This is a genomic window from Geobacillus zalihae NBRC 101842 (assembly GCF_001544135.1).
Classification (GTDB): Bacteria; Bacillota; Bacilli; order Bacillales; family Anoxybacillaceae; genus Geobacillus; species Geobacillus zalihae.
On sequence record NZ_BCPV01000016.1, the window covers coordinates 18,046 to 30,268 of the forward strand.

Sequence of the window (12,223 nt, forward strand, 5' to 3'; positions counted from 1 at the left end):
CTGCCATTTTTTCAAACACCTATCCTTGAACGCTCCCATGCCTCTACGCCCACTATGCTTTGCCCTTTTCTAAGCTTTCGTTTCATCGCGGAGGGAGTGATGTTTTGCCCTTTCGCTCAACCACGCAGCCACCGCTTCAATGTCATTGGAAAAGACGCGGTCAGCTGTAATGGAGGAAACCATGCGGCGCGCCTCATGGTAAAACCGCCGCGTTGACGGGGCCATGCGCTCGATGCCGCGTTCCTCCACCGCCTGCAAAGCGCAAATGAGCTCAATCGCCAACACTTTTCGAGCGTTTTGCACGATCATGTACGCATGGCGGGCGGCGGTCGTTCCCATGCTGACATGGTCTTCCTGGTTGGCCGATGACGGAATCGAATCGACGCTGGCCGGATGGGCGAGCGTCTTGTTTTCCGATACGAGCGAAGCGGCGACATATTGCATAATCATTGCTCCCGACTGCAAGCCAGGCTGTGGGCTTAAAAACGGCGGCAAGCCTTCGCTAAGCTGCGGATTGACGAGCCGTTCGATGCGGCGTTCGCTGATGTTGGCCAGCTCCGCCACCGCGATTTTCAACAAATCCATGGCGATCGCAACGGGCTGGCCGTGAAAGTTGCCGCCAGAGAGCACCGTCCCGTCCGCAAAAATAAGCGGATTGTCCGTAGCAGCGTTCATTTCGATTTCAAGCGTTTCCTTCACATAACGAAGCGCCCTAAGCGACGCTCCGTGCACTTGCGGGAGGCAGCGGATGGAGTACGCATCTTGCACGCGCCGCTCCCCTTGCCTTGTTGTGAGTTGGCTGCCAGCTAAGTAGCGGCGCAGCCGTTCCGCCACCTCGGCCTGTTCCTGAAACCCGCGGGCTGCGTGGATGCGGGCGTCAAACGCGTCCACAATGCCATAAAGCGCCTCAGTCGTCAGCGCCGCGATCCATTCACTGTCATACGCCAGTTGTTCCGCCTCTAAGTAAGCAAGGGCTCCGACGGCCGTCATCGCCTGCGTGCCGTTAATAAGCGCCAGCCCTTCCTTCGCTTGCAAAGAAAGCGGCGAAATCCCTGCTTTTGAGAGCGCCTGATGAGCAGACATCCGCCGCCCTTCGTACATCACGTCACCCTCGCCGACCAGCGCCAGCGCCAAATGGGCGAGCGGCGCTAAATCGCCGCTCGCGCCGAGGGAACCTTGCTGCGGCACGATCGGATGGATGCCGGCGTTCAAAAACGCGAGCAGCTGCTCAATGACCGCCGGACGCACGCCGGAATACCCTTTCAACAACGCATTCGCCCGCAAAAGAAGCATCGCCCTCACGACATCTTCGGCAAATGGCTCGCCGACCGCGCAGGCGTGCGAGCGAAGAAGATTGATTTGCAGCTGTTCAAGGTCGCTTCCTTCAATGCGCACATCGGCGAGTTTGCCAAAACCGGTATTCACGCCATAAATCGTCCGGCCGTTGGAGATCGCTTGCTCCACTGCCGCGCAGCTTTTCTCGACAGCCCTCATGCTTTCCTCCGCAGCCGCCACCCGCTCCCGCTCATAGACAACACGTCTTACCTCATCGATTGTCAATGTATGTCCGGTCAATACGATCATCATTCCATCCCCTTCGTTTGTTTTCCTAATCGAACGCCTGGGCAAATAAAAAGGAGGCGGCCTGCCATATGGCAGTGTTCGCCTCCTCATGACTCATCGCTCTAGGCATGGAGCGTGCTTATATATGATTGATTCCAAGCCCCGCCGCCTCGTGCTCAAGCCCGCGCACCGGGGCACCGATCGTCCCGTACAAGGCGACAGCGATCCATTCCCCTTCGTTCGGTTGTTCATACGGCATGCCGCGCACGACGGCGAAACGAAGGCCAGCGGTTCTCAACAAATCTCCCAGCTCTACCTGCCCTCTCGTCACGCCATGCACCGCCTCTAAAATCGCATGGTATAAGGCGTGCATCTCGCGGTACAAGCCGCCGTCCACCACTCCATGCCGCTTTGCCGCCGTCTCAATCGCCGCGACGATTTTTTGCGGCTCCATCGCCCCGACCCGCCCTTGGCAATAGCGCCAAGCGAGCGCCTCAAGCTGGTTGAGGATCAGGTCTTCCTCTCCCTCGTCCAGCATCGCCAGCAGCAATGCCAGCCGGCCGATGCGCGCTTGTCGTGTTTCCATGGCTTCTACACACCTATTGGTCTTTTTTTCTATTGTATGATGACAATGAAAGCGATGTCAATGATAAATTTCCATTTTTTAGTTCATTAAAACAGTAACAGGCTGAACGATCGCCTTTATGCTTCTGGATGGAAAATAGTTAGAAACATCTGCCTCGTGGCGAACTATGGGCGACTCCCTCTTCTCGTCTTACCATGATCAATTCCGGTTTCCATTTTTTTGATTATATGATATCATATAAGTATCAAATTGACACTATTAGGGGGATAGGTTATGAGAGAACAAGAAGCATGGCGCATGGATGGATTTATCGGCATCGGATGCATCGCTCTTTTCGTTCTGGCTGGTTTTGTCAGCCTCATTCAAGCGCAGCTCTTATTGGCCGTTTTCTGCTTCGCCCTTGCCGCCTTCTTGGCGACTGGCATCACGATCGTTCAGCCGAATCAAGCAAAAGTGATCATTTTTTTCGGCCGCTACTTTGGCACGATTCGCGACAGCGGGCTGTTTTTCACCGTGCCGCTCACCGTTCGAAAGAAAGTATCGCTGCGCGTGCGCAACTTCACGAGCAAGAAGCTGAAAGTGAACGATGTTCAAGGCAATCCAATTGAAATCGCCGCCGTCGTCGTCTTTCGCGTCATCGATTCAGCCAAGGCGGTGTTTGACGTTGATGATTATGAACAATTTGTTGAGATTCAAAGCGAAGCGGCCATCCGCCATGTCGCAACGAAATATCCATACGACACGTTTGAAGACGACAACGAGATCACGCTGCGCGGCAATGCGGATGTCATTTCCGATGAGCTTGCCCAAGAATTGCAAGAACGGCTGCGCATTGCCGGAGTCGACGTGATGGAAGCGCGCCTCACCCACTTGGCCTATTCGCCGGAAATCGCAGGCGCCATGCTCCAACGCCAGCAAGCCGCCGCCATTTTGGCCGCCCGGAAAAAGATCGTCGAAGGCGCCGTCTCGATGGCGCGCATGGCGATCGAACAGCTTGACAAAGAAAACGTTTTAGAGTTAGATGATGAACGAAAAGCCGCAATGGTGAACAACTTGATGGTGGCAATCGTCTCCGAACGCGCCGCCCAGCCGGTGATCAATACCGGCAGTCTATACTAATGGTTGTGGAGTGCAATGACAAAGAAAAAACAATTCCCTTTGCGCATTGATTATGACCTGTACGCCATACTAGAGCAATGGGCGCAAGACGAGTTTCGCAGCGTCAACGCCCAAATCGAGTATTTGCTGCGGGAGGCGGCAAAGCGCGCTGGACGGCTCGGAAAAGGAAAAAACGATCCAAAACAAGGAAGCTAGCCGATGACGGCTGGCTTCTTTTGTTTTTCAGTCATGGGCATTTGTTGCCGAAATATAATGATAGTAGAGCTCTTTTTCGAAAGAGGGACGACCTAATGGCCCACCTGCTGTCGCCGCTTACAGCCATTACGAAATTTTATGGATCGTCCCGCCGCGCTTTCAACAACTTAGCCGCCTTTGGCGCCATGCGGAAGGAGGATGAGCATGGAAAGCTACTATGCTGTGCTCGAAGCGATCGCCGGCGCACCAGGCGACGGCGTGTTAGCCATCATCATCAGTGTGGAAGGCTCGGCTTATCAAAAAGAAGGAACATGCATGTGGATTGGCGCAAACGGGGAAACGGTCGGGCTGCTGAGCGGCGGATGCCTCGAAGAAGCGGTGGCGGCCTACGCGCGTGAGGTATTGGCGAACCGCCAGGCAACCGCTGTTTCGTTTGACTTGCGGACTGAGGATGATTGGTCGTGGGGGCAGGGCGCCGGCTGCAACGGCCTCGTCCACATTTGGCTCGAGCCGGTCACAAGCGACGCAAAACTCGATTGGCTGGCGCTCAAGCGTTGCCTTGACCGCGGCGAACATGTACTGATGGTCCGAAGCATCATGTATCCAGACGAGCGGCCGTTTTTCCAAAGCGAAACAGGCGAACAATTCGGCGGTTGCCGTCGGACGCCGCATCGGGAATGGCGCGAATGGCTTCACAAAACGCCGTTTTATCAAGGGCGAAGCGGTTTGTACGAAGTGGACGGGGAAACATTTTACGTTCAGCACTTTTGGCCAAAACCGCGCCTTGTCGTATTCGGCGCCGGATCAGACGCCCCGCCGCTCGTCTCAGCCGCCAAAGCCGCCGGGTTCTCCGTCACCGTAAGCGATTGGCGTCCGGCGTTTTGCCATCCATCCCACGTGCCGGACGCCGATGCCTTCGTCATGGGCTTTCCCCATGAAACTGTTCCGCGGCTTCGCCTAAACGAGCGCGACTTTGTTGTCATCATGACCCACCAGTTTGAACGCGACCGCGAACTCGTTTCCTTGTTAGCCGACATGCCACTCGCTTATCTCGGTGTGCTCGGTCCGCGGCGGCGCACGGACCGCCTCTTTCCTTCCGGCTCGACGCCTCCATTTGTCCGTTCGCCGGCAGGGCTTTCCATCGGCGCACGCGGTCCGTATGAGATCGCCGTCAGCATCACTGCCGAATTGATCAGCGTCCTTCGCAGGCGGTCAACGGAGAGAGTATGATGAGTCGCCCAACCATCGCTGGCATTTATTTGGCGGCTGGAGAAAGCCGGCGGATGGGAACGGATAAACGCGCTTTGCCCTGGGGGGAAAGCACGCTGGGCGCTGCCGGCCTTCAGGCTGCGCTTCATTCTTGCCTTGCGCCCGTCATCGTTGTCGTCCCTCCAGACGATGCGCTCGCGTGGCTTCCGGCTGAACTTCGGAATCATAAAAAGTGCCGCTTCGTCCGCTGCGCAGCCCATCATGGCGGTCAAGCGCATTCGCTTGCCTGCGGCCTGCAAGAAGCAGTCGCTAGCGGGGCCGACGCCGCCGCTGTGCTGCTCGCCGATCAGCCGTTTGTCACGTCTGAAACGATTGAGGTGCTGGCCGGCCTTTATCGCCGCCACCGTCCTGATTACGTCGCCTTCGCCCGCTTCGGCACGCCGATGCCCCCAGTCATTTTTGGAAAACAAATGTTTCCTTCCCTGCTTTCTCTAAAGGGCGATGCCGGCGGGCGTGCGCTCCTTCGCGACCCCCACTGGCGCGGCCTTTTGTATGAAGGCGGCGAAACAGCCAGCCTCGACATTGACACGAAAGATGATTATAAACATGCCGTCATCGTTCGAGAAGAAAAGGAGGGACGCCCCCATGGCCGTCGGTAAAAGCATTATCCGCAAAGAAGCGTGGGATAAAGTGACCGGCCGGGCGAAATATACGAACGATTTCAAAGAACAGGGGATGCTTCATGCCTCTTTGGTGACAAGCCCATACGCCCACGCGCGCATCCTCTCGCTGGAGGCACGCCGCGCGCTCGCCGCCCCCGGCGTCCATGCTGTTGTGACCGGTGAAGGGCTTCCGCTCACCGGTGAAGACATGCGCGATCGTCCGCCGATCGCCGTCGACAAAGTGCGCTACTATGGCGAAGTCGTCGCCGTCGTCGTAGCCGATACGCTCGCGCAAGCCGAACAAGCAGCCCGCCTCGTCCGCGTCGTTTACGAACCGCTTCCAGCCGTCGGCTCGCCGCGCGAGGCGTTGAAAGAAGGCGCTCCATTATTGCATGAACATCTCGACCGCTATGAAAAAAACAAAACGACTCATCCTGAGCCAGGGACAAACGTCGCCCACCGGACGAAAATCCGAAAAGGCAACATTGAACAAGGGTTTGCTGAAAGCGACGTCATCGTCGAAACAAGCGTATCGTTCGCCCCTTCCGATCATATCGCGATGGAAACACGCTGCGCCACGGCAGAAATTTGGCCGGACGGCACGATCCATATTTCCGCCTCCTCACAGTCACCGTTTATGATCAAGAAGTTGCTTCATACGTATTTTGGCGAAGAAACCGGCAAAGTCATCGTCCATACGCCGCTTGTCGGCGGCGCCTACGGAGGAAAAGCGCCCGTCCAGCTTGAGCTGCTTGCCTACCTTGCCTCCAAAGCGGTCGGCGGCCGAAAAGTGAGCGTCTGGAACAGCCGCGAGCATGACATGGTCACTTCGCCCGTCCATATCGGTTTGGAGGCAACCGTCAAAATCGGCGCGACAAAAGAGGGCTTGTTCAAGGCCATGGAAATCTTATTTCTATTTGACGGCGGGGCTTATTCCGACAAGGCGATCGATGTCAGCCGCGCCGCAGCCGTCGATTGCACCGGCCCGTACCATGTCGAAAACGTCTTTTGTGATTCATTGTGCGTCTATACGAATCGCCCGTACGCGACGCCGTTTCGCAGTTTTGGCCATTGCGAACAGGCATTTGCCGTCGAGCGGGCCATCGATGAATTGGCACGAACGCTTCAACTTGACCCATGGGAGGTGCGGCGCAAAAATGCCATCCGCCCGGGGCATACGACCCCGACGCAAGTGCGGCTCACGAAAAGCAACGTCGGCAACATATCAGCCTGCCTCGACCGGTTGCGCGAGCTGATGCGCTGGGACGAGTGGCAGCGCGTCGAAGTGGACGCTTATACGGTAAGAGCAAAGGGAATCAGCAGCGGCTGGAAAACATCGACGATCGACACAGATGCTAGCTCGGGCGTCATCTTAACGTTCAACTCCGACGGCAGTGTCAACGTCATCTCCGGCGTCGTCGAAATCGGAACCGGAACGAAAACGGTGCTCGCGCAAATCGTTGCTGAACGGCTGAAGATGGACGTCGATTGTGTCCATGTCAAAATGGATATTGATACGCAAACGACGCCGGAACATTGGAAAACAGTCGCCAGCCGCGGGACGTTTATGGCCGGACGTGCGGCGCTTGCCGCTGCCGACGACGCCATCCGTCAGTTAAAAGACATCGCCGCCTGCGTCTTGCGGGCCTCGCCGGACGATTTGGAAGTCGGGTTCGGGCGCGTCTTTTTGCGCGATGACCCGGCCATCTTTCTTCCGATCAAAGACATCGCCTATGGCTACAAGTTTCCGAACGGCAACGCCATCGGCGGGCAAGTGATCGGGCGCGGCCGCTACATTTTGCGCCACTTGACCCCGCTTGATCCGGAGACCGGCGCCGGCAAACCGGGACCGGAATGGGGCGTATGCGCCGAGGGAGTGGAAATTGAGTTCAACCGCCGCGACTACACGTATCGCATTGTCAAAGCGTATGCGGTCATTGATGCCGGCAAAGTGCTCAACCCAAAGGCAGCGCTTGGCCAAGCGATGGGGGCGATGAGCATGGGGCTAAGCTTTTCCAGCCGCGAAGGGTTTCTTTTTGACAACGAACAGCGCGTGTTAAACCCACAGTTGCGCACATACCGGCCGATTCGCTTCGGCGAACATCCAGAGTACATCGTTGAGTTTGTCGAAACGCCGCAAATCGATGCCCCATACGGCGCTCGCGGCATCGGCGAACATGGCTTGATCGGCATGCCCGCCGCCTTGGCAAACGCCTTGTCTCTCGCTGCCGGCGTGCCGCTCAATGAACTGCCGCTTGTGCCTGAACTCATTTGGCGGACACAGAAAGGGGACTCCTATGGTTCCGTTTGACTTTGCCTACTACCGGCCGCAGTCGATCGCCGAAGCGACAGCGCTGTTTGCGGCGCTCGAGCGGGATGGAAAACGACCGCTCTACTACGGCGGCGGCACGGAAATCATCACGTTGTCTCGGTTGAACCTTGTCCGCACCGCGGCCGTCATTGACATAAAATCGATCCCTGAGTGCCGGGCGCTTGAGGCGAGCGCCGATCCTCTCGTGCTTGGAGCGGCGCTCGCCCTCGGCGAGCTCGAAGAAGCAAATCCGTTCCCGTTATTGACAAAAGCGGCGCGAGAAGTCGCCGACCGGACAGCGCGCAACCAAATTACGCTCGGCGGCAACATCTGCGGACAAATTTTTTACCGTGAGACCGCACTGCCGCTATTCGTCGCCGAGGCGGATGTCATCATCGCCGGACCATACGGCATCAGGCAATGCCGCTTCCTTGACTTGTTTCATCAACAGCTGCAGCTTGGCCGCGGTGAATTTGTCGTCCAGTTCAAGGTTGACCGTGCCACCGCCACCCTGCCCCATTTCCACCGCAAGCGCCGCAAGCAAGGGGAAGTCGGCTACCCGCTTGTGACGATTGCAGCGCTGAAAAAAGACGGGACGGTTCGCGTTGCCCTAAGCGGCATCTGCCCGTTTCCGTTTCGCTCGGCTGACGTTGAGGCGCACCTCAACGACCGGAACCGCCCAGTTGGTGAACGAATCCAAGCAGCGGTTGACGCCTTCCCGCGCCCGATTTTGCACGATATTGAAGGCTCAGCAGACTACCGGCTGTTCGTGGCCGCCCAGCTGCTTGAAGATATGCTTCGTGAGCTCGGAGACGGAGAAACCGTCTAAACAGGAGGTGAGCATGCGGACATGGAGGAAACGACAAAGCGGGAGCTTGTGCTGCACGTTAATGGAGAACGAAGATCGATCGTCACTCGCCAAGCCGAAACGCTGCTGTTTGTTTTGCGCGATGGGCTGGGGCTGACCGGGGCCAAGCCAGGCTGTTTGAACGGCGACTGCGGCGCCTGCACCGTCTTAGTCGACGGCACGCCGATCAAATCATGCATGATGCTGGCTATCGAAACGGTCGGCAAAGAGATCACCTCGATCGAAGGGCTTGATGATGCCCCCATTCAGCACGCCTTCGTCCGCCACTTCGCCTTTCAGTGCGGCTATTGCACTCCTGGGTTCATTATGAACGCCCACGCGCTCATCGAGCGGCACCCAAACGCCGATGAGGCGACGATTCAAGAATGGCTGGAGTCGAATATTTGCCGCTGCACAAGCTATCAAGAAATTGAAGCGGCGGTCAAAGAAGTGCTCGAAGCCAAAAAAGCAAAACCAACAGATCCTTGACGAGCAATGGATATCCCGCACCCAATCGGGATATTCTTTTTTGATGCGGTATACATCTCATCGAAAAGGCTGGTGATTTACTAGGGCAACAGCTTCCCGGAATCGCTTCTCAAGTAGAAAATCCTTGTAGCATCAGCCCCTATTTTCACACGTTCACCCATCGATCAAGGAAAACAGCGGTTTTTCACCGGCCTTCTAAATAGCTATTGACAAAAATATAACGTTAACGTTAATGTTATGTTTGTAAAACAGATCGTTCACTGTGATCACGGGAAAGCGAGGGGCCCCGAATGGAGCGATTCAAAATCGATGACGTCGCCAAAGCAACCGGCCTAACAAAACGGACGATTCGCTATTATGAGGAGATTGGCTTGATCAAGCCGCCGGCGCGCAGCGAAGGCGGCACACGCCTTTATACAGCTGAGGACATCGAACGGCTGAAAAACATCGTTGCCGCGCGCGAAGTGCTCGGCTTTTCGCTGCAGGAGCTGCAGCATTTTTTGGCGCTGAAAGAAACGATGGAGACGCATCGGGCGGAATATCGACATGCGGCTGCTGGGAGCGAAAAACGGCGTGAACTGGAACAAATCAGCGCTGGATTGCGTCGGCAAATCGCCATGCTGGAAGAGAAAATGAAGAAGATGGCCATGCTGAAGCAAGAGCTGGAACAAATGGCAGAGCGGGTAGACGCCCTCTTGCAAGAAAGGAGAGAAGAATAGTGGAGGAAGGGAGAAAAACAAAGGCGCGATGGATTACCGTCGCCGCCGCCTTTTTAGCGTTTATGGGCATCGGGATCGTCGACCCGATTTTGCCGGTCATCGCCGAAAGCATCGGCGCCACCCATTGGCAAGTCGAAATGTTGTTTACCGCCTACATTTTGACGATGGCGGTCATGATGATCCCGGTCGGTCTTGTTGTCAACCGTATCGGCGATAAACAAATGATGGTGATCGGGCTTGGCCTCGTTACGATTTTTTCGTTGTTGTGCGGCTTTGCTTCTACTATCCCGCAGCTGTCGCTCTTTCGCGCCGGCTGGGGATTGGGCAATGCGACGTTTTTCGCCACAGCCATGACGTTGTTGATCGCGTTGACGCCGCAGGCAAGCACCGCGGTCGGCCTGTATGAAGCGGCGATCGGCCTCGGCATGGCCGGCGGTCCGCTCGTCGGCGGACTGCTTGGCCAACATTCATGGCGCTATCCGTTTATCGGCACGAGCGTCTTGATTTTCATTGCCTTTTTACTCGTCACCTTTTTCGTCTATGATCCGAACAAAGGAAAGCCGAAAAAAGCGGTCGGCCTGCAAGAAATGCGGCGGTTGCTTTCGTTCCCGCCATTTTTAAAAGGGGCGGTCGGCGGCATGCTTTACTATTACGGCTTTTTCGTCGTATTGGCGTATTCGCCTTTGATCATTGGACTGTCGGCCATCCAAATCGGCCTCGTTTTCTTCGGCTGGGGGCTCTGCCTTGCTTATGGCTCAGCGGTGCTCGCCCATCAGCTTGAGAAACAATATGAACCAAGGGAAATTTTGCCATACGGTTTGCTGATGTTCGCAGCCTTATTGCTGCTTCTTGTAGTCGCCAAGCCGACATGGCTTATGGTAACGCTCATCATTTTGTCTGGGCTCGTCTCCGGACTCAACAACGCTTTGTTTACAAGCTATGTGATGGAAACATCGCCATATGAGCGGGGAGTGACGTCCGGCACGTACAACTTCGTCCGCTGGCTCGGAGCGGCCATCGCTCCGGTGCTGTCCGGCATCATCGGCCACACCATTTCCTCAAAAGCACCGTTTATGGTCGCCATGGCGCTGGCGCTCATCGCCTTTCTGTTCCTTTCTTGGCGCAAGCGCAAGACTTCGGCACCCAAAACGGCATAGCCGTAAAAAAAACAGGCGATCACAATCATTTCGCGTCTAAAATCAGAAAACGCCCGTTCCAGACGGGAACGGGCGTTGTTCACAATTCGCTTCCCGGCCGCAGCCATTTTGTCATCGTGTTCGCGGCGGCGAAGCATTGCCCTTTTTCACGAAACTGCTTCCATCCTCCTGCTTATGGCGCTCGCTGTTCAGCTATGAACCGTCCGCTTCTCGCTGATAAGAACGCCGCGTTTTTTCATCTCGTCCATATACACATCCCCCGGAACGATTTGCTCCGGCGGATAGACGCCGCGCTTTGTGATCACCCCGCGGCCGATGAGCTGAGCGACAGCAGAAATCGTGTAGGCCGTCGTGCGCGCCATCGCCGTTACCTTGTTTTCGCGGTCATTAAACGTGACGGTCTCGTATTCCAATACCGTTTCCTTCCCGCCTTTTCGGCCGCCGACGATGACCCGAAGCAACACCACATCATCTTTCCCTTTCAAATCAAGCAGCGGCTTCAGGACGGAAAGCAGCACATCGCGCGGTTTGACTTTGCATCCATTGACCTCCACTTCCACATCGTGGCGCGTCAAGTTCAAATCGACGAGCAGCTTAAATTTTTCTGCATGGCCGCGGTAGCGGATCGTTTTGTACTCGAGCCGCTTCAAGTTCGGAAACGAGCGCGAGAGCGTCGACGTCCCTCCTGAGGTATGAAACGCTTCAAGCGGCCCAAACCGGTCGAAATAAATCGGTTCCACTTCGGAAAGCGACGGCACTTCCTGCTTTTGGCCGTCGCGGATAATGAGAGACGGATCGGTGTAATGGTCAAGCAGCCCTTCCAAGGAAAACACATGGTTGTACTCCAGCGGCGGTTCGGGGCGGACAGGAATGCCGCCGACATACAGCAAGATGGATTCCACCTCATCGAGTTGACTCGCCCCATAGCCGGATAAAATGTTGATCATTCCGGGTGCGACGCCAAGGTCGGGGATGATGGTCACCCCAGCGGCTTGAGCTTGTTCATGCAGCTCAAGCACCCGGTCGGTGATATGGCCGATATGGCCGCCTAAATCAACGGAATGAACACCCGTTTCGATCGCTGTTTTCGCCACCGTTTCATTGAAGCGGTAAAACAAGGCATTGACGACGACATCATGCCCTTGCATGGCCGCTGCCAGTTGTTGCGGATCGCCGGCATCCACCCGCACAGCGGCAAGCTTTTTGGAATGAAGCTGCCGCACCGTCTGCTCCGCCTTGGCCAAATCGACATCCGCCAACGTCACCGCCTCAACATCTTGGCTTTGCACTAAATCGCGCGCCGCTTCTTTGCCCATCAGCCCCGCTCCAAGCACGAGCACTTTCATCGTTCTTTCCCCCTCTGTCA

The 12,223-nt window shown here is 56.2% G+C and carries 12 protein-coding genes; 9 read left to right on the forward strand and 3 right to left on the reverse strand.

What is annotated here, in order from left to right; genetic code table 11:
- Positions 1 to 69: 69 nt before the first annotated feature.
- Together hutH and hutP are read right to left on the reverse strand one after the other, a co-directional pair.
- Positions 70 to 1,584 carry a histidine ammonia-lyase gene (gene hutH, locus GZ1_RS06755; RefSeq protein ID WP_060788168.1) on the reverse strand — a complete coding sequence of 505 codons (1,515 nt, stop codon included), beginning with the start codon at positions 1,582 to 1,584 and terminating at the stop codon, positions 70 to 72.
- A gap of 118 nt (positions 1,585 to 1,702) precedes the next feature.
- Complete coding sequence (gene hutP, locus GZ1_RS06760) at positions 1,703 to 2,149, reverse strand: histidine utilization transcription antiterminator HutP (RefSeq protein WP_060788169.1); 447 nt, start codon at positions 2,147 to 2,149, stop codon at positions 1,703 to 1,705.
- 273 nt (positions 2,150 to 2,422) lie between these two features.
- Here hutP and GZ1_RS06765 point away from each other — a divergent pair, with 273 nt between their 5' ends.
- The 9 genes from GZ1_RS06765 (at position 2,423) to GZ1_RS06805 (ending at position 10,857) form a co-directional block, all read left to right on the forward strand.
- Positions 2,423 to 3,268: an SPFH domain-containing protein gene (locus GZ1_RS06765; RefSeq protein WP_060788170.1), complete on the forward strand. Its 846-nt coding sequence runs from the start codon at positions 2,423 to 2,425 to the stop codon at positions 3,266 to 3,268.
- Positions 3,269 to 3,283: 15 nt separating this feature from the next.
- Positions 3,284 to 3,463 carry a type II toxin-antitoxin system antitoxin gene (locus GZ1_RS06770; RefSeq protein ID WP_013522935.1) on the forward strand — a complete coding sequence of 60 codons (180 nt, stop codon included), beginning with the start codon at positions 3,284 to 3,286 and terminating at the stop codon, positions 3,461 to 3,463.
- Positions 3,464 to 3,667: 204 nt separating this feature from the next.
- The gene (locus GZ1_RS06775; RefSeq protein WP_033006560.1) at positions 3,668 to 4,693 is read left to right on the forward strand and encodes an XdhC family protein; all 1,026 of its coding nucleotides are present in this window, start codon (positions 3,668 to 3,670) and stop codon (positions 4,691 to 4,693) included.
- The gene (pucB, locus tag GZ1_RS06780; protein ID WP_033006561.1) at positions 4,693 to 5,331 is read left to right on the forward strand and encodes a xanthine dehydrogenase accessory protein PucB; all 639 of its coding nucleotides are present in this window, start codon (positions 4,693 to 4,695) and stop codon (positions 5,329 to 5,331) included. The genes GZ1_RS06775 and pucB overlap by 1 nt, the downstream gene beginning before the upstream one ends.
- Positions 5,318 to 7,645 carry a xanthine dehydrogenase family protein molybdopterin-binding subunit gene (locus GZ1_RS06785; RefSeq protein ID WP_060788171.1) on the forward strand — a complete coding sequence of 776 codons (2,328 nt, stop codon included), beginning with the start codon at positions 5,318 to 5,320 and terminating at the stop codon, positions 7,643 to 7,645. The genes pucB and GZ1_RS06785 overlap by 14 nt, the downstream gene beginning before the upstream one ends.
- Positions 7,632 to 8,474 carry an FAD binding domain-containing protein gene (locus tag GZ1_RS06790; RefSeq protein ID WP_060788172.1) on the forward strand — a complete coding sequence of 281 codons (843 nt, stop codon included), beginning with the start codon at positions 7,632 to 7,634 and terminating at the stop codon, positions 8,472 to 8,474. Before GZ1_RS06785 ends, GZ1_RS06790 begins: the two co-directional genes overlap by 14 nt.
- Before the next feature lie 21 nt (positions 8,475 to 8,495).
- A complete protein-coding gene (locus tag GZ1_RS06795; RefSeq protein WP_020756509.1) occupies positions 8,496 to 8,981 on the forward strand; it encodes a (2Fe-2S)-binding protein in 486 nt (161 codons plus the stop codon).
- Positions 8,982 to 9,271: 290 nt separating this feature from the next.
- Entirely contained in the window at positions 9,272 to 9,700 is a 429-nt protein-coding gene (locus GZ1_RS06800; RefSeq protein ID WP_015373901.1) for a MerR family transcriptional regulator, read from the forward strand.
- Positions 9,700 to 10,857 carry an MFS transporter gene (locus GZ1_RS06805; protein ID WP_015373900.1) on the forward strand — a complete coding sequence of 386 codons (1,158 nt, stop codon included), beginning with the start codon at positions 9,700 to 9,702 and terminating at the stop codon, positions 10,855 to 10,857. Before GZ1_RS06800 ends, GZ1_RS06805 begins: the two co-directional genes overlap by 1 nt.
- A 188-nt stretch (positions 10,858 to 11,045) precedes the next feature.
- Here GZ1_RS06805 and GZ1_RS06810 read toward each other — a convergent pair whose 3' ends face one another.
- A complete protein-coding gene (locus GZ1_RS06810) occupies positions 11,046 to 12,203 on the reverse strand; it encodes a saccharopine dehydrogenase family protein (RefSeq protein ID WP_060788173.1) in 1,158 nt (385 codons plus the stop codon).
- Between the last annotated feature and the right edge of the window lie 20 nt (positions 12,204 to 12,223).

What these genes read in the sequence shown, in the direction of transcription:
- pucB (WP_033006561.1), top strand. Translation starts at nt 4,693, where the DNA reads ATGAGTCGCCCAACCATCGCTGGCATTTATTTGGCGGCTGGAGAAAGC.
- GZ1_RS06810 (WP_060788173.1), bottom strand. Translation starts at nt 12,203, where the DNA reads ATGAAAGTGCTCGTGCTTGGAGCGGGGCTGATGGGCAAAGAAGCGGCG.
- GZ1_RS06785 (WP_060788171.1), top strand. Translation starts at nt 5,318, where the DNA reads ATGGCCGTCGGTAAAAGCATTATCCGCAAAGAAGCGTGGGATAAAGTG.
- GZ1_RS06765 (WP_060788170.1), top strand. Translation starts at nt 2,423, where the DNA reads ATGAGAGAACAAGAAGCATGGCGCATGGATGGATTTATCGGCATCGGA.
- GZ1_RS06800 (WP_015373901.1), top strand. Translation starts at nt 9,272, where the DNA reads ATGGAGCGATTCAAAATCGATGACGTCGCCAAAGCAACCGGCCTAACA.
- GZ1_RS06790 (WP_060788172.1), top strand. Translation starts at nt 7,632, where the DNA reads ATGGTTCCGTTTGACTTTGCCTACTACCGGCCGCAGTCGATCGCCGAA.
- hutH (WP_060788168.1), bottom strand. Translation starts at nt 1,584, where the DNA reads ATGATCGTATTGACCGGACATACATTGACAATCGATGAGGTAAGACGT.
- GZ1_RS06770 (WP_013522935.1), top strand. Translation starts at nt 3,284, where the DNA reads ATGACAAAGAAAAAACAATTCCCTTTGCGCATTGATTATGACCTGTAC.
- GZ1_RS06775 (WP_033006560.1), top strand. Translation starts at nt 3,668, where the DNA reads ATGGAAAGCTACTATGCTGTGCTCGAAGCGATCGCCGGCGCACCAGGC.
- hutP (WP_060788169.1), bottom strand. Translation starts at nt 2,149, where the DNA reads ATGGAAACACGACAAGCGCGCATCGGCCGGCTGGCATTGCTGCTGGCG.
- GZ1_RS06795 (WP_020756509.1), top strand. Translation starts at nt 8,496, where the DNA reads ATGGAGGAAACGACAAAGCGGGAGCTTGTGCTGCACGTTAATGGAGAA.